General features: G+C 72.2%; 21 protein-coding genes. 9 read left to right on the forward strand and 12 right to left on the reverse strand.

The window, feature by feature from the left end; all coding sequences use genetic code 11:
* Positions 1 to 17 precede the first annotated feature (17 nt).
* From ASD33_RS01570 to ASD33_RS01585, 4 genes are read right to left on the reverse strand one after another with little or no spacing between them, the layout of a single operon-like run.
* Entirely contained in the window at positions 18 to 1,232 is a 1,215-nt protein-coding gene (locus ASD33_RS01570; protein ID WP_056551994.1) for a hypothetical protein, read from the reverse strand.
* Entirely contained in the window at positions 1,229 to 2,125 is an 897-nt protein-coding gene (locus ASD33_RS01575; protein WP_056551997.1) for an N-acetylneuraminate synthase family protein, read from the reverse strand. Before ASD33_RS01575 ends, ASD33_RS01570 begins: the two co-directional genes overlap by 4 nt.
* A gap of 11 nt (positions 2,126 to 2,136) precedes the next feature.
* Positions 2,137 to 3,471 (reverse strand): acylneuraminate cytidylyltransferase, encoded by a 1,335-nt coding sequence (locus tag ASD33_RS01580; protein ID WP_242426802.1) that lies wholly within the window; start codon positions 3,469 to 3,471, stop codon positions 2,137 to 2,139.
* Complete coding sequence (locus ASD33_RS01585; protein ID WP_056552000.1) at positions 3,471 to 4,760, reverse strand: DUF6716 putative glycosyltransferase; 1,290 nt, start codon at positions 4,758 to 4,760, stop codon at positions 3,471 to 3,473. The genes ASD33_RS01580 and ASD33_RS01585 overlap by 1 nt, the downstream gene beginning before the upstream one ends.
* A gap of 219 nt (positions 4,761 to 4,979) precedes the next feature.
* On the opposite strand from ASD33_RS01585, the gene ASD33_RS01590 reads away from it, so the two are divergent.
* A complete protein-coding gene (locus ASD33_RS01590; protein WP_242426803.1) occupies positions 4,980 to 6,080 on the forward strand; it encodes a glycosyltransferase family 2 protein in 1,101 nt (366 codons plus the stop codon).
* Positions 6,077 to 7,399, forward strand: a complete 1,323-nt coding sequence (locus ASD33_RS01595; RefSeq protein WP_056552003.1) for an alpha-2,8-polysialyltransferase family protein — start codon at positions 6,077 to 6,079, stop codon at positions 7,397 to 7,399. Before ASD33_RS01590 ends, ASD33_RS01595 begins: the two co-directional genes overlap by 4 nt.
* 67 nt (positions 7,400 to 7,466) lie before the next feature.
* On the opposite strand, the gene ASD33_RS01600 is transcribed toward ASD33_RS01595, so the two are convergent.
* The 3 genes from ASD33_RS01600 to ASD33_RS01610 form a co-directional block, all read right to left on the reverse strand.
* Positions 7,467 to 8,288, reverse strand: a complete 822-nt coding sequence (locus ASD33_RS01600; RefSeq protein ID WP_056552005.1) for a MerR family transcriptional regulator — start codon at positions 8,286 to 8,288, stop codon at positions 7,467 to 7,469.
* Positions 8,289 to 8,352: 64 nt separating this feature from the next.
* Positions 8,353 to 9,006: a leucine efflux protein LeuE gene (leuE, locus tag ASD33_RS01605; protein WP_056552008.1), complete on the reverse strand. Its 654-nt coding sequence runs from the start codon at positions 9,004 to 9,006 to the stop codon at positions 8,353 to 8,355.
* A gap of 70 nt (positions 9,007 to 9,076) precedes the next feature.
* Positions 9,077 to 10,657 (reverse strand): methylmalonyl-CoA mutase family protein, encoded by a 1,581-nt coding sequence (locus ASD33_RS01610; protein ID WP_056552011.1) that lies wholly within the window; start codon positions 10,655 to 10,657, stop codon positions 9,077 to 9,079.
* 194 nt (positions 10,658 to 10,851) lie between these two features.
* Between ASD33_RS01610 and ASD33_RS01615 the strand changes: the two genes are divergently transcribed.
* On the forward strand, positions 10,852 to 11,718 hold the full coding sequence (locus ASD33_RS01615) for a L,D-transpeptidase family protein (RefSeq protein ID WP_056552014.1): 867 nt from the start codon (positions 10,852 to 10,854) through the stop codon (positions 11,716 to 11,718).
* Positions 11,719 to 11,874: 156 nt separating this feature from the next.
* Here ASD33_RS01615 and ASD33_RS01620 read toward each other — a convergent pair whose 3' ends face one another.
* Together ASD33_RS01620 and ASD33_RS01625 are read right to left on the reverse strand one after the other, a co-directional pair.
* Positions 11,875 to 13,035, reverse strand: coding sequence for a hypothetical protein (locus ASD33_RS01620; protein WP_056552016.1), 1,161 nt, complete (start codon positions 13,033 to 13,035; stop codon positions 11,875 to 11,877).
* The gene (locus tag ASD33_RS01625; RefSeq protein ID WP_056552019.1) at positions 13,035 to 13,724 is read right to left on the reverse strand and encodes an RNA polymerase sigma factor; all 690 of its coding nucleotides are present in this window, start codon (positions 13,722 to 13,724) and stop codon (positions 13,035 to 13,037) included. Before ASD33_RS01625 ends, ASD33_RS01620 begins: the two co-directional genes overlap by 1 nt.
* Positions 13,725 to 14,121: 397 nt before the next feature.
* Here ASD33_RS01625 and ASD33_RS01630 point away from each other — a divergent pair, with 397 nt between their 5' ends.
* Positions 14,122 to 14,865 carry a Clp protease N-terminal domain-containing protein gene (locus ASD33_RS01630; RefSeq protein ID WP_056552021.1) on the forward strand — a complete coding sequence of 248 codons (744 nt, stop codon included), beginning with the start codon at positions 14,122 to 14,124 and terminating at the stop codon, positions 14,863 to 14,865.
* 4 nt (positions 14,866 to 14,869) lie between these two features.
* Here ASD33_RS01630 and ASD33_RS01635 read toward each other — a convergent pair whose 3' ends face one another.
* From ASD33_RS01635 to ASD33_RS01645, 3 genes are all read right to left on the reverse strand, one after another.
* On the reverse strand, positions 14,870 to 15,430 hold the full coding sequence (locus tag ASD33_RS01635; RefSeq protein WP_199863443.1) for a hypothetical protein: 561 nt from the start codon (positions 15,428 to 15,430) through the stop codon (positions 14,870 to 14,872).
* Positions 15,431 to 15,505: 75 nt separating this feature from the next.
* On the reverse strand, positions 15,506 to 16,147 hold the full coding sequence (locus ASD33_RS01640; protein WP_056552026.1) for a DUF4328 domain-containing protein: 642 nt from the start codon (positions 16,145 to 16,147) through the stop codon (positions 15,506 to 15,508).
* An 88-nt stretch (positions 16,148 to 16,235) separates the two neighbouring features.
* The gene (locus ASD33_RS01645; RefSeq protein ID WP_056552031.1) at positions 16,236 to 17,864 is read right to left on the reverse strand and encodes a glycoside hydrolase family 20 protein; all 1,629 of its coding nucleotides are present in this window, start codon (positions 17,862 to 17,864) and stop codon (positions 16,236 to 16,238) included.
* A gap of 340 nt (positions 17,865 to 18,204) precedes the next feature.
* Here ASD33_RS01645 and ASD33_RS01650 point away from each other — a divergent pair, with 340 nt between their 5' ends.
* The 5 genes from ASD33_RS01650 to ASD33_RS01670 all read left to right on the forward strand — a co-directional run bounded on the left by ASD33_RS01650 (position 18,205) and on the right by ASD33_RS01670 (position 22,279).
* Complete coding sequence (locus ASD33_RS01650; RefSeq protein WP_107103626.1) at positions 18,205 to 18,681, forward strand: 2-oxo-4-hydroxy-4-carboxy-5-ureidoimidazoline decarboxylase; 477 nt, start codon at positions 18,205 to 18,207, stop codon at positions 18,679 to 18,681.
* Positions 18,682 to 18,873: 192 nt separating this feature from the next.
* Entirely contained in the window at positions 18,874 to 19,254 is a 381-nt protein-coding gene (sdhC, locus tag ASD33_RS01655; RefSeq protein WP_015035721.1) for a succinate dehydrogenase, cytochrome b556 subunit, read from the forward strand.
* An 8-nt stretch (positions 19,255 to 19,262) separates the two neighbouring features.
* Positions 19,263 to 19,742, forward strand: a complete 480-nt coding sequence (locus ASD33_RS01660) for a succinate dehydrogenase hydrophobic membrane anchor subunit (protein ID WP_056552033.1) — start codon at positions 19,263 to 19,265, stop codon at positions 19,740 to 19,742.
* Positions 19,743 to 19,766: 24 nt separating this feature from the next.
* Positions 19,767 to 21,521, forward strand: a complete 1,755-nt coding sequence (gene sdhA / locus ASD33_RS01665) for a succinate dehydrogenase flavoprotein subunit (RefSeq protein ID WP_056552036.1) — start codon at positions 19,767 to 19,769, stop codon at positions 21,519 to 21,521.
* The gene (locus ASD33_RS01670; protein WP_056552041.1) at positions 21,521 to 22,279 is read left to right on the forward strand and encodes a succinate dehydrogenase iron-sulfur subunit; all 759 of its coding nucleotides are present in this window, start codon (positions 21,521 to 21,523) and stop codon (positions 22,277 to 22,279) included. Before sdhA ends, ASD33_RS01670 begins: the two co-directional genes overlap by 1 nt.
* Positions 22,280 to 22,336: the final 57 nt, after the last annotated feature.

Here is a 22,336-nt window from a genome sequence, read left to right on the forward strand (position 1 = left end):
GTTCCATATGGGTACGCTCAGCCGAATTCGAGCCGGTCGGTGGTGTGGGACGCCCGGGTGGTGAGCCGGTCCACCTCGTGGGCCGCCGTACCCGCCACTCCGGACAGGAAGCCCTGGGCCCGCGGCGAGGCGGTCTCCCGCAGCCACTCGGGCGCGATCTCGCAGACCGCGACCCGCACCCCGGTGCCCGCCAGGGCCAGCGGCAGGGTGTGGACCACCGTGGACGGGAAGCTGACGACCGTACGGCCGATGGGGCCGCGCCGGGCGATCAGCTCCAGCGGCAGATCGGGCCGGACCACCTGCAGGCCCGTCTCGACCGCGATCCGGTGCAGTTTCTCGGCGCTCTCCCTGCGGTGCGCGAAGTACCGGGTGGCGCCGTGGGTGCGGGCCAGCTCGCCCACCACCCGGTCGTAGTGCTCGGCGTCGACCACGCCCGTCTCGACCAGCGAGGTCCCCACCAGGTCCGCGCCGCCGGTGAGCAGCGGGGGCCCGAAGCGGGACCGGGTCCAGGCGAAGGAGTTCTCGGTGACCGTGACGCCCTCGGGCGCCTCGACGGGCAGCGAGGTGAAGATCTCGACCGTACGGCCCCGGCTCGGGGCGAGCCGCCGCCGGGCCAGCGAGGTCACCGGGGCGAGGACCAGCTCGCGCGGGCCCAGGCTGCCCTTGCGGTGCCAGCGGACCAGGCGCTCGCCCCGGCTGAGCTGGGCGGCGAACTCCATGGTCGCGGTGCCGTCGTCAACCACCGTGAGGTGCCGGGGGCCGAACAGGGTCAGGAGCAGCTGGACGTACCGGGAGAACGGGTCCCCGATGATGACCCGCTCCGCCGAGCGCAGCGGCGGGGCGAGCTGCCGCAGGGTGCGGACGAGCGCGCCCCGGCCGCCGCGGGCCTCCTGCCAGCGGACGGTGAGGCCCTCGTCGCGGGCCAGCTGGGCCATCCGGCGCAGCTGGCCACGCGACATGGGGTCGGTCGGCGAGAGCACGACGACGGTGAGGTCGGGTGCGGCCTGCGCCGCCCCGGGGGCGGTGGCGTCCGCCGGCCGGAGCGCCCCGGCGGCGGCGGGCCCGGAGCCGGGCGCCGTGGTGGGCGCGGCGTCCGCGGGGCCGGGCGCCTCGGTGGGCGCGCCGGCCTGCGCGGCGGAGGGCGCGCCCGTGGCCGCGGCCCGGGTGTGCGCCCATTCCAGGACGTTGAGGAGCTGGACCGGGCTCTCGACGAACGCCAGCTGCCCGGTCATGCGGCGACGAGCCCCTGGACCCGGCGGAGCTTCTTCATCGGGCCGAGCTCCGACTCGTAGACCTTCTTGACGCCGTCGCCGAGGGCGGTCTCGATGGTGCGGATGTCGCGGACGAGGCGCTGGAGGCCCTGCGGCTCGACGGAGGCGGCCTGGTCGGAGCCCCACATGGCGCGGTCGAGGGTGATGTGGCGCTCGACGAAGGTGGCGCCGAGGGCGACGGCGGCCAGCGTGGTCTGGAGGCCGGTCTCGTGGCCGGAGTAGCCGATCGGGACGTTCGGGTACTCGTCCTGGAGCGTCTGGATGACGCGCAGGTTGAGCTCCTCGGCCTTGGCCGGGTAGGTCGAGGTGGCGTGGCAGAGCAGGATGTTGTCCGAGCCGAGGACCTCGACCGCGTGGCGGATCTGCTTCGGCGTCGACATGCCGGTGGAGAGGATGACCGTACGGCCGGTGGCGCGCAGGGCGCGCAGCAGCTCGTCGTCGGTGAGGGAGGCGGAGGCGACCTTGTGGGCGGGGAGGTCGAACTTCTCCAGGAAGGCGACGGCCTCGGTGTCCCACGGGGAGGCGAACCAGTCGATGCCGCGCTTCTTGCAGTGCTCGTCGATGGCGCGGTACTCGTCCTCGCCGAACTCCACGCGGTGGCGGTAGTCGATGTACGTCATCCGGCCCCAGGGGGTGTCGCGCTCGATGTCCCACTGGTCGCGCGGGGTGCAGATCTCCGGGGTGCGCTTCTGGAACTTGACGGCGTCGCAGCCGGCCTCGGCGGCGACGTCGACGAGCGCGAGGGCGTTCTCGAGCTCACCGTTGTGGTTGATGCCGATCTCGCCCGTGATGTAGACGGGCCGGCCCGGGCCGGCGGTCTTGGAGCCGAAGGTGCGGATTCGGGTGTTGCTCATGGTGCTGTTCCTTAGGAGTCGGGGGTGTTGAGCTCGGGTCCGAGGAGCCAGGCGGCGATCTCGCGGATCGCGCCGGAGCCGCCCGGGGTGACGGTGACCGCGCGGGCCGCGGCCCGTACGGAGTCGTGGGCGCTGCTCACCGCGACGGGCCAGCCGACGAGGTGGAAGCAGGGAAGGTCGTTGACGTCGTTTCCGGCGTAGAGCACGCGCTGCGGGTCGATGCCCTCCGCGTCGCACCACTCCTTGAGGGCCCGGTCCTTGCGGTCGATGCCGTGCAGGACGGGGATCTTGAGCTTGCGGGCGCGGGCGGCGACGACGGCGTTCTGCTCGGTGGAGAGGATGAGGACGGGCAGTCCGGCGCGGCGCAGGGCGGCGATGCCGAGGCCGTCGCCGCGGTGCGCGGAGACGAACTCGCGGCCCTCGGCGTCCAGGTGGACCCGGTCGTCGGTCTGGGTGCCGTCGAAGTCGAGGACGACGGCGTCGACGTCGGCGAAGCCGGGGGTGGCCGGGGTGTCGAGCAGCGGCGCGAGGGCGCGGGCGCGGGCCAGGTCGTGCGGGTCGTCGATCTCCAGGACCCGGGCGGGGTCGGTGACGACGAGCGCGGTGCGGCCGAAGAAGCGGTGCCGGTGGGTGCGGAAGCCGGTCGCGTCCATGGCGTAGACGGCGCCGGTCTCCAGGTACTCGGGCTCCCGGTCCTGGCGGCGGGGGCGGTGCGCCTTGTCGTGGTTGACGCCGGTGGCTCCGTCCTGGACTGTCTCGCGCCAGAGGAAGCCGTGCGTGGGGGCCGCGGTGAAGGCGGTGTCGGCGGCGCCGGAGGTGATGCGCCCGACGGCCTCGGCGACCTCGGCGGAGCCGATGAAGGGGCTCGTGCACTGGACGAGGAGGACCACGTCGGCGGGGCGGCCGTGGGTGGCCTCGAAGGCGTCCATGGCGTGCAGGACGGCGGCCTCGCTGGTGGCGGTGTCGCCGGCGATCCCGGCGGGGCGCCGGACGGCCTCGGCCCCTGCGGTACGGGCGGCCGCCGCGATGCCGGCGTCGTCGGTGGAGACCAGGACGTGGGTGACGGGTCGGGCGCCGAGGCAGGCGTGGACGGCGCGGGCCACCAGGGGGACTCCGGCCACCGGGGCGAGGTTCTTGGCGGGGACGCCCTTGGAGCCGCCGCGCGCGGGGATCACGGCGAGCACGACGGGTGCGGGGGCGGCGGGGTCCGCGGCCGGGGCGGTGGTTCCCGCGGCCGTGGGCTCCGTGACCGGTACGGCCGTGGGCTCCGTGACCGGTACGGCCGTGGGCTCCGTGACCGGTACGGCCGTGGGCGGCTGCGCGGCGGGCGTGGCGGTGGCGCTCATCAGAGTTCTCCCAGGCGGCGGATGACGGGGGCGACGCGTTGCACGCCGTGGCGGTACGCGCCCCGCGCGGCCTCCCGGACGACCCGGCGCAGTCCGCTCTCGCGGGGCTCCGGCGCGGTGACGTCCAGGCGGTGGCGGGCGAGGATCCCGGGCAGGTAGCCGGGGGCCGTCTCCGCGGTGTAGTAGGGGGTGATCGGGGGCAGCCCGGGAAGCGCCAGGAGGGCGGCGACCCGGTCGCGGGCGGCGTCGAAGGCGGCCTCGTACGGGCTGTCGGAGGCGACGCCCTGCCGGCCGAGCCAGGTCTCGTCGGGCGTCGGCGCGAGCCCCTTGTCGAGCCGGTCGAAGGAGGCGAGCAGACCGGAGCCGACGAAGTGGTGGTTGCCGAGCGCCTCGCGGACCCCGAGGTCGGTGAGGATCGCGGTGGGGATGCGCCGGTGGAGGGCTTCGAGCGCGGCCGTCGAGGAGACGGTGACCAGGAGGTCGGTGCGGTCGAGGACCTCGCCCATGTGCCCGTACACGAGGCGGAAGTTGGCCGGCGGGTCGAGCTCGCGGACCAGCTTCTGGAAGGGGAACTCCTCCAGGTGCGTGGTGTGTTCGCCCGGCTTGGAGCGGAGCTTGAGGAGGACCTCGCGGCCCGGGTGGAGGCGGGCGTGCTCGACGAGGCGGCGGAGCACGTAGGCCCGTTCGGCCCGGGTGGCGGGCACGGACGGCTGGGCGGCGAAGACCAGGGTGTCGCGGCCGGCCTCGGGGGTGTGCGGGGCGCCGCCGAGGAAGGGCAGCGCGGCCTCGACGACCGAGTCGGCGTCCGCGCCCACTCCCTCGTACACGGCGCGGAAGCGCTCGGCGTCGTGGCGGGAGTTGGCGAGGACCACATCGGCGCCGTGGCGCAGCAGGAGTCCGTCGGTGAGCTTCTCGTAGACGACGCCGACGTAGCCGGTGACGACCAGGGGGCGCCGTTCGAGCCCCAGGTCCGCGAGGCCCTGGAGGACGGCCCGCACGGTGCCTCCGACGAGGGCGAGCACCACGACGTCGTACGCCTCGCCGCGTTCCGCCGCGTCCCGTACCGCGCGCAGGAACTCCGCGCCCGTCACCTCGCCGGGGGTCGTCGTGGACACCCCGGTCTCGGCGAGCTGCCGGGCGGTCGGAGTGGCCCGTCCGCGCAGGACGAATCCGGTGGGTTCGGCGGTCGCCGTGGTGATGCGGCGCGCCGTGAGGGCGCCCCATTTCCACCGGGTGTCGGAGTCGGCGAGTACGGCGACCCGTACCGCTTCTCTGGTACTTGCTGGCACGCCGAGGACGCTAGAAGGGCATTCCGCTTTTCGGCCCAACTGGGCCACAACAAACGGTGAACAGCGCCTCTCCGCCTGCTGAAGTGGGTCGCCATTCGGACGTGGGGCGGCCGATTTCCCTTGCGGGGAAAGGTGGTTAAGCGGCCCGCCGCTTGGTGTTCACCGAACAGCTTCCCACCGGTCGGTGGGAATGCCGGGTCGGCGCCTAGCGTCGGCCGGGTGGTCAAGCTCTCCGTCGTCGTGCCGTTCTTCAACGTGCAGACATACGCCCCCGACACCCTCACCAGCCTGCGGGCCAACGCCCGCGAGGACTTCGAGTTCCTCCTCGTCGACGACTGCTCGTCGGACGGGACGCCCGAGCTCCTCGAACGGGCCGCGCGCGAGATCCCGGGTGCCGTCCTGATCAGGCACGAACAGAACGAGGGCCTCGCCACGGCCCGGAACACCGGCCTCGACGCCGCCCGGGGCGAGTACCTCGCCTTCCTGGACGGGGACGACTGGCTCGCCCCCGGGTACTACGCCCGGCTGGTCGCCGCGGCCGAGGAACTGGGCTGCGACTTCCTGCGCACCGACCACGTCTCGGTCACCGGGCGGAACCGGTCGGTCCGCCGGGCGCCGGTTCCCCGCCGCGCGGAGGTCCTGAACCCCCGGGACGCGATCCTGCCGGCGCACCGGACGACCTCGGTCGACTACCCGTACGCCTGGGCGGGGATCTACCACCGGCGGCTCCTGGACCGGGGGCTGCTGCATTTCACGCACGGGCTGCGGACCGCCGAGGACCGGCCGTGGATCTGGAAGCTGCACCGCGAGGCGGAATCGTTCGCGGCGATCGGTGAACTCGGTGTGTTCTACCGGCGCGGGGTGGCGACCTCGCTCACGCAGATCGGTGATGTGCGGCAATTGGATTTCATTCGCGCTTTCGATCAGGTGATCGAGGAAACGGCGCGGGACGTGGACGCGGATCTTCTTCTCCCGAAGGCCGTGCGCACGTATTGCGCGGTGATTTCCCATCACATCGGATCGATCGAACGATTCGAACCCGAGGTGGCCCGACAGCTGAAGGCGATGAGCGCGGGCGCGCTGCGGCGGATGCCGCAGGGGGTGCTCGACGAGGCGCTCGCGGCGATGGGCGGGGACCGCGCGACGATGCTGCGCAGGCTGCGCCGCCGCCGCCCGGCACCACCGCCGGCACCGGGCCCGGGACCGGGGTCTGGATCGGGATCGGGATCGGGCCCGACGGCAGGTCCGGCACCCGCTTCCACCCCGGCTTCCGCCACGGCCACCACCCCCGCCCCGGCCTCCTCGGAGGTGGCCGCGTGACTGCCCGCCGTACCACCCAGATCTTCTGCGCCTCCACCCTCTACGGCGCGGTGACGCTCGCCGCCGCCCTCGACAGCGGCTGCTTCCGGCCCGCCGACCGGCGCATCCTCCTCGTCACCAACAACGCCGCCGTCCCCGAGACCACCCCGCCCCTCGACGAGGCCGAGGGCTTCGCGCGGCTGCGCGGCCGCTTCGACTCCGTCCTCTCCTGGAACGAGACGATCTCCCCGCTCCACCCGGCCGGCTGGACCCCCCGCCCGAGCGACCTCCCGATGCTCCAGCGCCATCTGCGCACGCTCTGGGACCTCGGCGACGACCACGTCGAACTCGCCCTGGAATCACTCCAGGTGACACCCGCGCTCGCCATCGCCCAGCTGCTGCCCGAGGCCCCCGTCACGGTGTACGCGGACGGTCTGATGAGCTACGGACCGACCCGCAACAAGATCGACCCGCTGATCGGCGGCCGGGTCGGACGGCTCCTCCACCTGGACCTCGTCCCCGGGCTCGCCCCGCTGCTGCTCGCCGAGTTCGGGGCGGAGCCGGAGCCCGTACCGACCGAGGCGTTCACCACCTGCGTCGACGAACTGACCGGGCCCGCCGCCGCCGGGCCGCAGGACGGGCCCGCGCTGCTCCTCGGCCAGTACCTCGCGGCGATCAACCTGCTGACCGCCGCCGAGGAGGAGGACCTGCACCTGCGGATGGTCCGGGGCGCGGTCGCCCGGGGCCACCGCCGGCTCGTCTTCAAGCCGCACCCGACGGCCCCCGACGCCTGGTCGAGGACGCTGGTCCGCGAGGCGGAGGCGCTCGGCGCCGAGCTGACGGTCGAGGACCGGCCGGTGCTCGCCGAGGTCCTCTACCGCGAGCTGCGGCCCGCGCTCGTCGTCGGCTGCTTCTCCACGGCGCTGCTCACCGCGAAGACCTTCTACGGGCTGCCGGTCGCCCGGGTCGGGACGCGCGCCCTGCTGGAGCGGCTCACCCCGTTCCAGAACAGCAACCGCGTCCCGCTCACCGTCGTCGACGCGGTCGTCCCGCCGCTGGAGGACGGCGGGGAGGACGACGGGGGCACGGTCGGTACGGCGGAGCTGAACGACCTGGTCGCTGCGGTCGGCTTCGCCATGCAGCCGAAGATCCGCCCGGACCTGCGGGAGTCCGCGGTCCGGCATCTGTCGGGCCCGCTCGCGGAGCGCACCCGGCACCACTTCACCCGCCGCCGCCTCACCGTCCTGAACCTGCCGGGCGGCATCCCGCTCCCCCGTCACCCGAGGGTCCGCCGCCTGGCGCGCCGGGCGCTGCGGCTGCGGAAGGCGCTGAAGAGGTAGCGGAGGGCCGAAAGCGGCGGGCCCGGGAACCCGTGCGGGGGTCCCGGGCCCGCAGGCCTGTGCGGGCTCAGGCGCGGACGATCTCCTCCTGGATCTCCGTCACCCACTGCGCGCGGTCCTCGGGGCACTCCAGGTACAGCTCGCGGGCGTAGTGCCGCGTCTCGTACCCGTTGGCCTCGATCCAGCGCGCCAGGGTCTGCGCGGTCGGCAGGATCGTGTCCATCGAGCCGCGGTGGACGACGGTCGCCGCCTCCTCGATGCCGGGCAGGACGTGCACCTCGACGCCCTCCACGACCGTCCCCTCAGGGACGGTCATCGCGGCGTGCACGAGGACGGAGCCGTCGCCCTTGCCCGCGTCCTCGTAGTACGCGATCCCGGGCCCGAACCCGGTGAGCCCGGCGGCCTCCAGGCGGCCGCACAGCTCGTCGTACAGCGGTCCGATGACCGGGGTGATGTCGTGCGGGCCGAAGCTCGCGGCGACCGCGCTCAGCTCGGCGATCCGGACGGCGGGGATCTTCTTGACGACGACGTCCTGGGTGGACATGCGTCCCTCGCTCTCGATGGCTCGGAGCCTCGCGCCGACCTGGGCGAGCCGTGCCCGCGCCTCCGTCAGGGCCGCTTCCAGCTCGGCCCGGCGGAGCCGCAGCATCCCCCGCAGCTCGTCCGCGTCGATCTTCTCGCCGAGGATCGCCCCCACCTGTTCGAGCGTGAAGCCGAGGTCCTTGAGCGCGATGACGCGGTTGAGCAGGGCGAGCTGGTCCGCGGTGTAGAAGCGGTAGCCGCTGTGCGGGTCGACGTGGGCCGGGCGCAGCAGTCCGATGGCGTCGTAGTGACGCAGCATCCGGACCGACACCCGCCCGTGCCGGGCGAAGTCTCCGATGGTGAACATGACGACCCCTACGGAACGGCCTCACACGGTGTGAGGGTCAAGCGGAGACGGTGCGGTGAGGCGGTCAGGCGCTGCTGAGGGAGAGCTTCGCGGCGAAGCCGAGGAAGAGGGCGCCGGCGGCGGAGGTCGCTCCGGCGGAGAGGCGCCTGCGGCGGCGGAACGCGGACGCGAGACGGGTGCCGCCGAAGATCAGCATCGTCAGGTAGAGGAAGCTGCCGATCTCCAGCAGGGTGCCGAGCACCAGGAAGGAGAGCGCCGGGTAGGCGTACGACGGGTCCACGAACTGCACGAAGAAGGAGATCAGGAAGAGGATCGCCTTCGGGTTGAAGAGGCTGATGACGAGGGCCCTGCGGTACGGGTTCTCCCCCGGCGTCGCGAGGACCGGCTCCGGCTCGTCGGTCACCGTCTCGGCGCGCGAGCGCCACATCGCCCAGGCGGACCGCAGCATCCCGTACGCCATCCAGGCCAGGTAGCCGGCGCCCGCGTACTTCACGATCATGAAGAGCAGCGGGGTGGTCTGGAGGAGCGAGGCCGCGCCGAGGGCGGCCAGCGTCATCAGGACCGCGTCGCCGGTGAACACCCCGGCGGCGGCCTGGTATCCGGTCCGGGTGCCCTTGCGGGCGGCGACGGACAGGACGTACAGCGAGTTCGGCCCCGGCAGGAGAATGATGAGGACGAGCCCGGCGAGATAGGTCGGCAGATCGGTGACACCCAGCATGAAGCGGAGTCTCGCACACCGGTACGAGACTCCGCTTTGGGTTTCGACAGGTGGAATTGTCAGACAGGCCCTAGAACGCGTCGGTCGGGACGTACGTGCCCCAGACCTCCCGCAGCGCGTTGCAGACCTCGCCGACCGTCGCCCGCGCCTTGAGGGCCGTCTTCATCGGGTACAGGACGTTGTCCGTGCCCTCGGCCGCCTTCTTCAGTTCGACGAGCGCCGCGTCCACGGCCGACTGGTCGCGTTCCTGCCGGAGCCTCGCGAGGCGCTCGGCCTGCTGGGCCTCGATCGCCGGGTCGACGCGGAGCGGCTCGTAGGGCTCCTCGACGTCGATCGTGTAGCGGTTGACGCCGACGACGACCCTCTCGCCGCTGTCGGTCTCCTGCGCGATCCGGTAGGCGGAGCGCTCGATCTCGCCCTTCTGGAAGCCGCGCTCGATCGCGCTGACCGCGCCGCCCATCTCCTCGACCCGGCCCATCAGCTCCAGGGCCGCCGCCTCGACGTCGTCCGTCATCTTCTCGACGACGTAGCTGCCGGCGAAGGGGTCGACGGTCGCGGTGACGTCGGTCTCGTACGCCAGGACCTGCTGGGTGCGCAGGGCGAGGCGGGCGGACTTGTCCGTCGGCAGGGCGATGGCCTCGTCGAAGGAGTTGGTGTGCAGCGACTGCGTCCCGCCGAGGACGGCCGCGAGGCCCTGTACGGCGACCCGCACGAGGTTGACCTCGGGCTGCTGGGCGGTGAGCTGCACGCCCGCGGTCTGGGTGTGGAAGCGGAGCATCAGCGACTTGGGGTTCTTCGCGCCGAACTCCTCCTTCATGACCCGCGCCCAGATCCGGCGGGCCGCCCGGAACTTGGCGACCTCCTCCAGGATGGTCGTGCGGGCCACGAAGAAGAAGGAGAGGCGGGGCGCGAAGTCGTCCACGTCCATGCCGGCGGCGACGGCGGTCCGCACGTACTCGATGCCGTCGGCGAGGGTGAACGCGATCTCCTGCGCGGGCGAGGCACCGGCCTCGGCCATGTGGTAGCCGGAGATCGAGATGGTGTTCCACTTGGGGATCTCGGTCCGGCAGTACTTGAAGATGTCCGCGATCAGCCGCAGCGAGGGCTTCGGCGGGAAGATGTACGTCCCGCGGGCGATGTACTCCTTCAGCACGTCGTTCTGGATGGTGCCGGTCAGCTTGTCGGCCGGGACGCCCTGCTCCTCGCCGACGAGCTGGTAGAGGAGCAGCAGGAGGGCGCCGGGGGCGTTGATGGTCATCGACGTGGAGACCTTGTCCAGCGGAATGCCGTCGAACAGGACGCGCATGTCGTCGAGGGAGTCGATCGCGACGCCGACCTTGCCGACCTCGCCGGAGGCGATGGGCGCGTCCGAGTCGTGGCCCATCTGCGTCGGCAGGTCGAAGGCGACGGAGAGCCCCATGGTGCCGTTGGCGATGAGTTGCTTGTAGCGGGCGTTGGACTCGACGGCGGTGCCGAAGCCCGCGTACTGCCGCATCGTCCACGGCCGTCCCGTGTACATCGACGGGTACACGCCGCGCGTGAAGGGGTACGCGCCCGGCTCACCCAGCTTCTCGGCGGGGTCCCATCCGTCCAGGGCGTCCGGTCCGTAGACCGGCTCGACGGGCAGCCCCGACTCCGACTCGCGCGCCATGCGTTGTGCCTCCCGATAGCTGTGTACTCAGCGGTAGCGACCCTCGCGACGGACTGTAGCGGCGGCTGTCCGAGCGATGGAGGGCAGCGCGCTGGGACCTTCCTCACAGCATGCGCGGTCCGCCGCCCGGGAGCGCAACCGCACACGCGCGGGAAGCATCCCTAGCTACACACGAGTCGTCCCGGGGGGCAATCATGAAGCGGTCTTCTTCCGTCATACGCAGAGCGGTACTGGCAGCGGCCTCGGTGGCCCTCGCGGCGGGCTGTACGGCCCAGGCGGCGGGCGGCGGCGCCGCGGGCCCGACGAAGGGTCCGGTGCGGGCCTCGGCCGCGCCGAGCGCGACCGGCACCCCGGGCGAGGACGGCAAGGCCCCCTCCCCCACCGCGACGACCGCCTCGCCCTCCGGGTCCGCCACCGGGAAGCCGGGGTCCCGGGTCCTGATGGACGACGGCGACGAGAGCGAGCAGGTCCGCGAGCTCCAGGCGCGGCTGCGGCAGCTCGACCACTTCGACCGGGCGCCCACCGGGTTCTACGGCACGATGACGGCGGGCGCGGTCAAGGCCTTCCAGAAGATGCGGGGGCTGCCGGCGACCGGCACGGTCGACGGGACGACCTGGGAGCGGCTGCTGGACGTCAGCACGAAGCCGACCGCCGACGAGCTGAAGCCCTCGACCACGAACAAGCTCGACACCCCCGACGCCCGGTGCCTGACCGGCCGGGTGCTCTGCATCAGCAAGGAGAGCCGGACGCTGGCCTGGATGATCGACGGCAAGGTCGTCTCGTCCATGGACGTCCGCTTCGGTTCGGAGAACACCCCGACGCGCGAGGGCGTCTTCACCGTCGAGCGCAAGGTCCGCCAGGACTGGTCCCGGCTCTACCACACGCCGATGCCGCTCTCGATGTACTTCAGCCGCGGCCAGGCCGTGCACTACTCGGCGGACTTCGCGGCCCGCGGCTACAACGGGGCCTCGCACGGCTGCGTCAACGTCCGGGACCGGGCCAAGCTCACGGCCCTCTTCGACCAGGTGAAGACCGGCGACAAGGTCGTCGTCCACTGGTGACCCGGGAGGGGGAGAAGGAGAGGGCGCGGGTGGGACCGGGGGAACGTGTCCCACCCGCGCCAGGTGCGCGGAGCCGAAGGTACGGGGGGAACCCCGGCTCACTGCGCGGCCGATGACCAGTCGGCATTCCGTACTGCGTCGCCGGGCCCGGAAGTGTTACACCCGGGGTGCGGCGGGTGCGGTGACGGCGAGGTCGAGGGGGATCGTGGCGGTGAGTCCGGAGGCCGTTCCGGCGGACCGGCCACCGCTTCCGTTGCCGCTGGTGCCGTTGCCGCCGCTGCCCTTCCGGTCGTTCCCGGCGCCGCTGCCGCCGGTCTCCTTGTCGCCCTTGGGGTCGTCCTGGGAATCGTCCTCGGACCCGTCCTTGGATCCGTCCTGGCCGGTCTCCCCGGGCGTTCCGGTGGCGGCGCCTCCCAGGATCCGGTCGCAGTAGCGGCGCAGGGTCTCGCCGTCGCGCAGGGCGCCGGTGAGCTGGGTCCGGCCGGTGGCGTCGAGCTTCCCCGAGCGGTACGCCCGGCAGGCCCTGACGGCCTTCTCGCGGGCGAGCGTGGTGCCGGCGTCCGTGCCCGTACCGCCCGTGTCCTTGCCGGTGCCGCCGGAGTCCTTGCCGGTGCCCCCGGAGTCCTTCTCCGTGCCGGCCGTACCGCTCCTGCCGGGCTTCGGGGTTCCTTCGCCGCCCCGCCCGTCCGGGCCTCCGGTCGGCGGCGCCGTGGTGCCCGTACCCGTACCGGCCGAGGGGGACGCGCCGGGCGAGCCGTCGCCGTCGCCCGGCCGGGTCGGGGGCGCTTCGGGGTCCTCGCGTATGCCGGGGTCCGCGGACACGAGCGGGTCGGCGCTCTCCCCGGCCGTGACCGAGGTGGAGGGCGCGGGGCCCACCAGCGGCAGCATGCCCGTGCCCGCGGCGACGGCGACGCCGCCGACCGTGACGGCGGCGACCGCGGCGGCCAGCCCGTACCGCACGGAACGTCCCCAGCGGCGGGCCGGGGCGGTGACGGTCGAGAGGCGTACGTGTCCCAGATCGGCGTGATCGGCCCGGCCGGCGCGGTTCACGCGGGCGGTCGCGGCGGTCGCGGCTCCGGTCCTCGCCGCCGCGGACCGCGCGGCGGCGGTCTGCCGGAACGCGGCGAGCGCGGCGGCCTCGCCGGGGAGTTCGGTGCGCACGGCCGGCGGGAGGTCCGGGGTCCTGGCCGTGTCGAGGGCCTTGGCCAGGCGTTCCGCCCCCCGGCGCGCGCGGTCGTCGACCGGGTCGACCGGCTCGCCGCGGAGCAGCCGCTCCGCGGCCTCCTGGTCGAGCCACTGGTACCGCTCGTCGGCCATCACATGTCCTTCTGCGTACGCGGACGTGATTGCGTCACACCGCCGGGCGCCACGGCACCGAGCCCGCGGCCGCGTTGCGGAGGCACGCCGTCCAGTGGCAGGGCGGCCTCGTCGGGATCGTCCGGGCCCGCCGTGCCGTCGTCGACGCCGAGGAGTTCGGCGAGCTTCTTGAGGCCGCGGTGGGCGGCGGTGCGTACCGCGCCGGGGCGTTTGCCCAGGGCGTCGGCGGCGCTCTTGGCGTCCAGGCCGACGACGACCCGCAGGACGACGGCCTCGGCCTGGTCCTGCGGCAGCTGGGCGATCAGGTCCATGGTGTGGCCGGTGGCCAGCGCCTCCAGGGCCTCGCCCGCGGTGTCGGAGGCGGCGGGCTTGTCGGTCAGCTCGGTCTCGTCGCCGCCGACGACGGGCCGCCTGCCGCGCATCCTGATGTGGTCGAGGGCGCGGTTGCGCGCGATCCGGGCCGCCCAGCCGCGGAAGCGGTCGGCGTCGCCGTCGAAGCGGTCGAGGTCGCGGGTTATCTGGAGCCAGGCTTCCGAGGCGACGTCCTCCGCGTCGGCGTCGCCGACCAGTGTGCGTATGTAGCCGAGCAGCCGTGGATGCACGGCGCGATACACAGTACGGAAGGCGTTCTCGTCCCCGTCCTGCGCAGCGAGCACCGCGGCCGTCAGCTCCGCGTCGTCCCCCAGCACTCCCCAAACCCTGTTCGTCGGTCGCGTCGTCGCTTCATCGCGGCTGGTCACCACCGCCACGCCGCCTCGCGCATCTGCACGCTACGTCGTGTCCCGGCGCCACGTCCACGCGATCCGGACTCTTCGTGCAACTTGCAACCTTCGGGCGGGGGTGCGTGGTGTGACAGAAATCGCGGGCCCGGCGCTGAAAGGAGTACGGAGCCGTGCTGCGGCTCCGTGGATGACGACCGGGGCCTCTCCTGTGGGGGGTGGCGGCCCCGGTCGTCTCCCATTTCCTCCCTCTTCTTCCCTTTTCTCAGGCGTTTCTCGCGCCTTTCTCCTGCCCAGGGCGCGGTGCACCCTCTTCACTGTCAACGGGCGGTTGACAGTGCAAGGGTGTCAACCTAGGGTTGCACTCATGACGAATCCAGTCGGTCTGCAGGTGCCCGTCCGTCTCGACGAGCTCATCGAAGCGATCAAGAAGGTCCACCCCGACGCCCTGGAGCAGCTCTCCGGCGCCGTCATCGCGGCGGACCACCTCGGCGATGTCGCCGACCACCTCATCGGCCACTTCGTGGACCAGGCCCGGCGCTCCGGCGCCTCCTGGACCGACATCGGCCGCAGCATGGGCGTCACGCGCCAGGCGGCCCAGAAGCGCTTCGTCCCCAAGGGGCCGGACGCGGAGAAGATGGACCCGAACGCGGGGTTCAGCCGTTTCACCCCCCGGGCGCGGAACGTGGTGATGGCCTCCCAGAACGAGGCCACCGCCGCCGGGAACGACGAGATCCTCCCCGCCCACCTGGCGCTCGGCCTGCTGGCCGAGCCCGAGGGGCTCGCGGCGCTCTGGATCGGCTCCCGGGGCGTGACCCCTGAGCAGGTCCGCGAGGCCCTCACGGCGACCCTGCCGCCGGCCGCCGCCGAGGCGCCCGCGCTCGTCCCGTACGACGCGGCGGCGAAGAAGGTCCTGGAGCTGACGTTCCGCGAGGCGCTGCGCCTGGGCCACAACTACGTCGGCACCGAGCACATCCTGCTCGCGCTCCTGGAGCACGAGGACGGCGAGGGCGTCCTCACCGGTCTCGGCCTCGACAAGGCGACGGCGGAGCGGCAGATCGCCGAGACGATCGCCTCGGCGACGATCGCGGCGCCGGAGGACGGTTCCTGAGGGTTCAGGCGGTGCGGGCCCGGCGCGAGACGACCGCGCGCAGCACCCGGCCGCCCTCGACGGAGAGCTCACGGGCCCGGCGCAGTCCGGTCGGGCCGTGGGCCACCGATTCGAGGACGGCCTGCTGACGGCGGAGCTCCCCGGCGAGCAGCGGGCCCGCGCCGTCGGCGTCCCCGGCCCGGCAGCGCTCGACGAGGCCGTCGGGGGTTCCGGAGGCGTCGTACCGCCCGTGCAGGGTGAGGGCGGTGACGGAGCATCCGCCGGCCCAGGCGCGCAGGGCGTCGGCCGTCCAGGCGGCCGGGGCGTCCGCGAGCATGCCGCGTACGGCCCCGGCGTCCGCCGAGGCGTCGGCGTCGAGCTCCACCCGGGCCTTGGCGACGGCCTCGCCCCAGGCGCCCCCGTCGCCGCGGGCGACGGCCGCCCAGACGGGGCGCAGGGCGTCCGCGCGGTCGGTGGCGAGCAGGGGCAGACAGCGGTCGAGGCAGGCGAGTCCGGCCGCGGCCAGGCCCCGTTCGTCGGCCCCGTCGATCAGTTCCAGCAGGCTCCGGCCCGTTGCCGAACTCACGGACGTCATGGACGCCTCCTCGCCACCCGATGCGGACGCAGTACTTCCACTACTGCGCCGAGGGGCGCTTTTTCGTCACTGCGCGGCCGGAATCATGCCAGTGGCCTTGGCGTGCTGCATAGAGGTCAGACGCCGGACGAAGAGGATGGCGAGGACGGCGGCGGCGGCGTCGAGCGCGTAGCCGACCAGGGACCCCTGGCTGGCGGTGGTGTAGTCGCCGGTGGTCTCCGCCGTCTCGTACATCTGGCCGGAGACCCAGCTCGCCAGGGTGGCGACGATCCAGCACACCCACCAACTGTTGAGCAGCGCCAGCTCTCCACGACCGTCGGCGGCGTACGGCTCCCGGCGGCTGGCCCGCCAGATCTCGGCGGCGATGGCCCGCGGGATCCAGAAGTTGGCGAGCGGGATGAACCAGCCGCCGATGGCGTAGCCCGGCGTCCGGGTCTGCAGGTCGGCGGCCCAGACCTCGGCGTTCTTCCGCAGCCGGTGGAACCAGACGATGAAGACGATCCCGGTCGCCAGGTACACCATCATCGACAGGCTGTAGAGCACGCCGAGGTTGAGCGTCCCGAGCCTGTCCGGGTCGTAGGAGTCCGCCTCGTCGGCGGTCAGATAGCGGACCTCTTCGAGGCTGAGCAGGATGTCGAAGACGATGTTGCCGGCCAGCAGGGCCACGACGGCATGCGCGAGGCCGTTCGGATTTCTGAGCGTGAGCACGCGGTTCCCCCCAAGGAACGAGCGGCGGCCGAGCGGCCGCCGCCGGGGGAACGTACGCGATCCGGACCGATCGCGTCCACGACGAGAATCAGCGCACCTTCGCCGCCAGCGCCCTGAACTGCTCCCAGGTCAGCGCCGGTTTCGCCGGATTCCAGACCTTCTGCGCGAGCGCCGTCAGCGGCATCCGGATGCCGTCCGCCACCTGTGCCTGCGTCTGGGCGCCCGACAGGTCGCACCAGACGGCGAAACGGGCGCCGAGGATCTGGGAGTCGTACCGCGCGGGGACGGGGCTCGTGCCGCGCACGACCAGCGGTGTCCACTGCTCGTAGATGCGGCGGCCGGTGGGGTACGTGAAGTCGTTGGGCTGGCCGAGGACGTAGTACAGGTACTCGTCGTTGAGGTTGACCAGCTTCCGGCCCGCGCTCAGATACGGGACGGGCGGCCGGGCGCCGATCTCCTTGCCCGTCCAGTACTCGACCTCGATGTCACCGGCCGCACTCACCACCCCGCCGGGGAAGAAGCCGTCGTTCCAGGCCTTGAGGGTCTTGCCGGTGGGGCGGACGACGGCGGCGCGGTCGTTGAGCCAGCCGGTGGCCAGGTCCTGGACGCGGGCGTCCGCCCCGTACTTCGCGCGGGCGGCGCGGGCGAGCTGCGGGTAGGTGGCCTCGGGGTCCTTGGCCATCAGGGCGACGTACTCGTCGGCGCCGAGGTGCCAGTACGCCCCGGGGAAGAGCTGGGTGTACTCGCGCAGCAGATCGTCGACGATCCTCGCCGAGGCCGGGTTCGCGATGTCGACGGCCCCGCGCGGGCTGCGGCCGCCCGCGCTGCGCAGCTGGAGGTCCGGGTGGGCGGCGATGACCGCCCCGAGGTGTCCCGGGGAGTCGATCTCGGGGACCACGGTGATGTGCCGGCCGGCCGCCAGGGCCAGGATGCGGCGCACCTCTGCCTTGGTGAGGTGCTGGGCGGAGACGATCTCGGGGTGGCTGTCGGAGGCGATGCGGAAGCCCTGGTCGTCCGAGAAGTGCAGGCCGAGCTGGTTGAGCTTGAGGTCGCCCATCTCCCGGATGCGGTCCTCGATCCAGCCGGCCGTGAAGTGCTTGCGGGCGATGTCGACGTTGAGTCCGCGCTGCGGCTTCGCGGGGCGGTCGGTGACGGTGCCCTCGGGCATCGCGCCGGTGGCCTTCACGGACTGCTTGAGGGTGCGGGTGCCGTAGAAGACGCCGGCCTCGTCGGGGCCGCTGATCCGGACCCGGTCGTCGCGGACGGTCAGGACGTACGACTCCGGGGCGCCCTTCCCGCCCAGGGCCAGTTCGACGTCACCCGGTCCGGCGGCGGCCGCGCCCCGGTAGGGGACGCCGAGCTCCCCGGCGAGCAGCTTCCCCTCGTCGGCGAGGCCCTCGCTGTCCGCGGCGAGGACGACCCCGCCCGTGGGCGCGGGCTTCCAGCCGGGGCCGCGGGCGGCCTCGTGGGAGCGGACCGCGGGCACCGTGCGGGGCGCCACGGAGAGGGGGTAGGTCCGGGTCGGCGTCGGCGTGGGGGTCGGGCTCGGGGGCGGCGCGCTGGTGGGCGCGGCGCTCGTGCCCGTACTCCCGGTGGCGGAGGGGGGCGCCGCTCCGGACGGGGATCCGTTCGAACAGGCCGCCACGGTGACCAGTGCCACCGCGGTCGCCAGGAGTGCGGGGCCCTTGTGGGGCCCTCGTATGGAGTACCGCATCATTCGGAATCCTCCCGTACGGCGGGCGGTCCGGCCAATCGGGGGACGGGCCGGGGCGGTGCGGGGCGACGACCGGAACCCTTTCGTCCATGATGTGTTCCGAAACTCTCCCTTCCGGGTGAAATTCGCGCATCCGTCGGACACTTCCCTCGTCCCGTCGATAACGTTGCGTCACACCCACCCCATCGCGCCCGTCCCGCGCGCGACCCGCCCCGCCCGTCCCGGAGTACCGGAGCCCACGCTGACCAGCGACACCCACGTCCCCTGCCGGAAGCCGGGCTCCACGGACACGTCGGCCACCCCCGCGATACCCGCCCAGAACAAGGGCCCCTCCCCGCACGGGCTGACCCGCTTCAACGCCGCCTCCCCCGCCGAGGCCGAGGCCCTGCTCCTCTCCTGCTGCCACAGCCACCGCTGGGCCGAACGGGTGGCCGCGCACCGCCCGTACCCGACGGTGGACGCGCTGCTCGCCGCCGCCGACGAGGCAGGGTACGACCTGTCCCGCGCCGACCTCGACGACGCCCTGGCCGCCGAGTCCTCGGCCCTGCCGCACCCCGACGCGCCGCCCGCGGCGCGCACCGCGCTGCGGGCCGCCCACGCCGCGTACGAGAGCAGCTTCGGACACGCGTTCGTGATCAGCCTCGACGGAGTGCGCCCCGGGGAGCGTCTCGACCAGGTATTGGCGGGGATCCGGTCACGTCTCGGCAACGAACCGGAGGAGGAACGGGTGATCGCGGCCGAGGAACTGCGGCGGCTCGCCCGCGCCCGCCTGGCCTTCCGGCTCGCCGAAGGGCTCACACCGCGACACTCCGCACCGTGATTCCGTCCGGAATGCGGCGATTCCAGCCTGTGCGATAGTCCGTCCGTGCCTGTTTGATCACACCGATGGACCCCGCGCGAGCGAACCGACGAGTCGTCGCTACGATGACCGGGGCCGGTGGACCGTACCCGGCCGGGTCGAACCGACAGAGAAGCCGGCCGACCCTGATCCCCGCTCCCGGAGGGTTTTTCCGTGCCGGCTGGAACGCTGTACCGCGGCCGGGAAGGAATGTGGAGCTGGGTGGCTCATCGAGTCACCGGCGTCCTCATCTTCTTCTTCCTGTTCGTACACGTGCTGGACACCGCTCTCGTCCGCGTCTCCCCCGAGGCGTACGACGAGGTCGTCGCGACCTACAAGACGCCGATCGTCGCTCTTCTGGAGTACGGCCTCGTCGCCGCCATCCTCTTCCACGCGCTGAACGGTCTCCGTGTCATCGCCGTGGACTTCTGGTCCAAGGGCCCGCGCTACCAGAAGCAGATGCTCTGGACCGTCGTGGGCATCTGGGTCGTCCTGATGGCGGGCTCGCTGTACCCCGTCCTCGGCCACGCCGCACGTGAACTGTTCGGGAGCTGACGCCACTCATGTCTGCTGACACGACCTCCGCCGCGATCGGCCCCGTCGAGGGCGGCGCCCACTACGACGTGGACAACCCCGCGCCGTTCATCGAGGCCCCGCGCAAGCGCACCGGCAAGACGCCGCGCGCGACCCGCGGCAACTTCGAGATGGCCGCGTGGCTCTTCATGCGCCTCTCGGGCATCGTGCTCGTCGTCCTGGTCCTCGGCCACCTGCTGATCCAGCTCTTCCTGGACGGCGGCGTCTCCAAGATCGGCTTCGCCTTCGTGGCGGGCCGCTGGGCGTCCCCGTTCTGGCAGGTCTGGGACCTGCTGATGCTCTGGCTCGCCATGCTGCACGGCGCCAACGGCCTCCGCACCGTCATCAACGACTACGCGGAGCGGGCCAACACGCGCCTGTGGCTCAAGGGCCTGCTGTACACCGCCACGGTGTTCACCATCCTTCTGGGCACGCTGGTGATCTTCACCTTCGACCCGAACATCCGCTAGGCACGGGGCTGAGGTAATCCACTCATGAAGATCCACAAGTACGACACCGTCATCGTCGGCGCCGGTGGCGCCGGCATGCGCGCGGCCATCGAGTCGACGAAGCGCAGCCGCACCGCCGTGCTGACGAAGCTCTACCCCACCCGCTCCCACACGGGCGCCGCGCAGGGCGGCATGGCCGCCGCGCTGGCGAACGTGGAGGAGGACAACTGGGAGTGGCACACCTTCGACACGGTCAAGGGCGGTGACTACCTGGTCGACCAGGACGCCGCCGAGATCCTGGCGAAGGAGGCCATCGACGCCGTCCTCGACCTGGAGAAGATGGGCCTGCCGTTCAACCGCACCCCGAACGGCACCATCGACCAGCGCCGCTTCGGCGGTCACTCCCGCAACCACGGCGAGGCCCCGGTCCGCCGGTCCTGCTACGCCGCGGACCGCACCGGCCACATGATCCTCCAGACGCTGTACCAGAACTGCGTCAAGGAGGGCGTGGAGTTCTTCAACGAGTTCTACGTCCTCGACCAGCTGATCACCGAGGTCGACGGGGTCAAGCACTCCGCGGGCGTCGTCGCGTACGAGCTGGCCACCGGCGAGATCCACATCTTCCAGGCCAAGGCCGTCATCTACGCCTCCGGCGGCACCGGCAAGTTCTTCAAGGTGACCTCCAACGCCCACACCCTGACCGGTGACGGCCAGGCCGCCTGCTACCGCCGCGGTCTGCCCCTGGAGGACATGGAGTTCTTCCAGTTCCACCCGACGGGCATCTGGCGCATGGGCATCCTGCTGACGGAGGGCGCCCGCGGTGAGGGCGGCATCCTCCGCAACAAGGACGGCGAGCGCTTCATGGAGAAGTACGCGCCGGTCATGAAGGACCTCGCGTCCCGTGACGTCGTCTCCCGCTCCATCTACACGGAGATCCGCGAGGGCCGCGGCTGCGGTCCCGAGGGCGACCACGTCTACCTGGACCTGACGCACCTCCCGCCGGAGCAGCTCGACGCCAAGCTCCCGGACATCACCGAGTTCGCCCGTACGTACCTCGGCATCGAGCCGTACACGGACCCGATCCCGATCCAGCCCACCGCGCACTACGCCATGGGCGGCATCCCGACCAACGTCGAGGGTGAGGTCCTCTCGGACAACACCACCGTCGTCCCGGGCCTGTACGCGGCCGGCGAGGTCGCCTGTGTCTCCGTGCACGGCGCCAACCGTCTGGGCACGAACTCGCTGCTCGACATCAACGTCTTCGGCAAGCGCTCCGGCATCGCCGCGGCCGAGTACTCCGCCAAGCACGACTACGTCGAGCTGCCGGAGAACCCGGAGTCCCTCGTCGTCGCGACGATCGAGAAGCTGCGCAACTCCACGGGTCACGAGCGGGTCGCCGACATCCGCCGTGAGCTGCAGGAGACGATGGACGCCAACGTGATGGTGTTCCGTACGGAGCAGACCATCAAGACGGCCGTCGAGAAGATCGCCGAGCTGCGCGAGCGCTACGAGAACGTGTCCATCCAGGACAAGGGCAAGCGCTTCAACACCGACCTCCTGGAGGCCATCGAGCTGGGCAACCTGCTCGAACTGGCCGAGGTCATGGCCGTCTCGGCCCTGGCGCGCAAGGAGTCCCGCGGCGGTCACTACCGCGAGGACTACCCCAACCGCGACGACGTCAACTTCATGCGCCACACCATGGCGTACCGCGAGGTCGGCGAGGACGGCTCCGAGACCGTCCGTCTCGACTACAAGCCGGTCGTGACGACCCGCTACCAGCCGATGGAGCGTAAGTACTGATGGCTACCCCCGTACTGGACAAGGTCGAGGCGGAGTCCGCCGCCTCCCCGTACATCACGGTCACGATGCGGGTCCGCCGCTTCAACCCCGAGGTGTCGGACGCCGCGGTCTGGGAGGACTTCCAGATCGAGATCGACCCGAAGGAGCGTGTGCTCGACGCCCTTCACAAGATCAAGTGGGACGTCGACGGGACGCTGACCTTCCGTCGCTCCTGCGCGCACGGCATCTGCGGCTCGGACGCGATGCGGATCAACGGCAAGAACAGGCTCGCCTGCAAGACGCTGATCAAGGACATCAACCCCGAGAAGCCGATCACGGTCGAGGCCATCAAGGGCCTGACGGTCCTCAAGGACCTCGTGGTCGACATGGAGCCGTTCTTCCAGGCGTACCGGGACGTCATGCCGTTCCTGGTCACCAAGGGGAACGAGCCGACCCGCGAGCGCCTGCAGTCCGCCGAGGACCGCGAGCGCTTCGACGACACCACCAAGTGCATCCTGTGCGCCGCGTGCACGTCGTCCTGCCCGGTCTTCTGGAACGACGGCCAGTACTTCGGTCCGGCCGCGATCGTCAACGCGCACCGCTTCATCTTCGACTCGCGTGACGAGGCGGGCGAGCAGCGCCTGGAGATCCTGAACGACAAGGACGGCGTGTGGCGCTGCCGCACGACGTTCAACTGCACGGACGCCTGCCCGCGTGGCATCGAGGTCACGAAGGCGATCCAGGAGGTCAAGCGCGCGCTGATCACGCGTCGCTTCTGACCTCCGGGTCCGGTGCTTCGGCCCGCTTCTGTACGCTGCGGCGTGCAGGAGCGGGCT

Origin of the sequence: Streptomyces sp. Root1304 (genome assembly GCF_001426405.1) — a bacterium.
Taxonomy (GTDB): domain Bacteria; phylum Actinomycetota; class Actinomycetes; order Streptomycetales; family Streptomycetaceae; genus Streptomyces.

Bases quoted from the DNA above. Each gene is read 5' to 3' on its own strand.
- ASD33_RS01570 (WP_056551994.1), bottom strand. From the start codon at position 1,232: ATGACCGGGCAGCTGGCGTTCGTCGAGAGCCCGGTCCAGCTCCTCAAC.
- ASD33_RS01575 (WP_056551997.1), bottom strand. From the start codon at position 2,125: ATGAGCAACACCCGAATCCGCACCTTCGGCTCCAAGACCGCCGGCCCG.
- ASD33_RS01580 (WP_242426802.1), bottom strand. From the start codon at position 3,471: ATGAGCGCCACCGCCACGCCCGCCGCGCAGCCGCCCACGGCCGTACCG.
- ASD33_RS01600 (WP_056552005.1), bottom strand. From the start codon at position 8,288: ATGTTCACCATCGGAGACTTCGCCCGGCACGGGCGGGTGTCGGTCCGG.
- leuE (WP_056552008.1), bottom strand. From the start codon at position 9,006: ATGCTGGGTGTCACCGATCTGCCGACCTATCTCGCCGGGCTCGTCCTC.
- ASD33_RS01610 (WP_056552011.1), bottom strand. From the start codon at position 10,657: ATGGCGCGCGAGTCGGAGTCGGGGCTGCCCGTCGAGCCGGTCTACGGA.
- ASD33_RS01615 (WP_056552014.1), top strand. From the start codon at position 10,852: ATGAAGCGGTCTTCTTCCGTCATACGCAGAGCGGTACTGGCAGCGGCC.
- ASD33_RS01620 (WP_056552016.1), bottom strand. From the start codon at position 13,035: ATGGCCGACGAGCGGTACCAGTGGCTCGACCAGGAGGCCGCGGAGCGG.
- ASD33_RS01630 (WP_056552021.1), top strand. From the start codon at position 14,122: ATGACGAATCCAGTCGGTCTGCAGGTGCCCGTCCGTCTCGACGAGCTC.
- ASD33_RS01645 (WP_056552031.1), bottom strand. From the start codon at position 17,864: ATGATGCGGTACTCCATACGAGGGCCCCACAAGGGCCCCGCACTCCTG.
- ASD33_RS01660 (WP_056552033.1), top strand. From the start codon at position 19,263: ATGTCTGCTGACACGACCTCCGCCGCGATCGGCCCCGTCGAGGGCGGC.
- sdhA (WP_056552036.1), top strand. From the start codon at position 19,767: ATGAAGATCCACAAGTACGACACCGTCATCGTCGGCGCCGGTGGCGCC.
- ASD33_RS01670 (WP_056552041.1), top strand. From the start codon at position 21,521: ATGGCTACCCCCGTACTGGACAAGGTCGAGGCGGAGTCCGCCGCCTCC.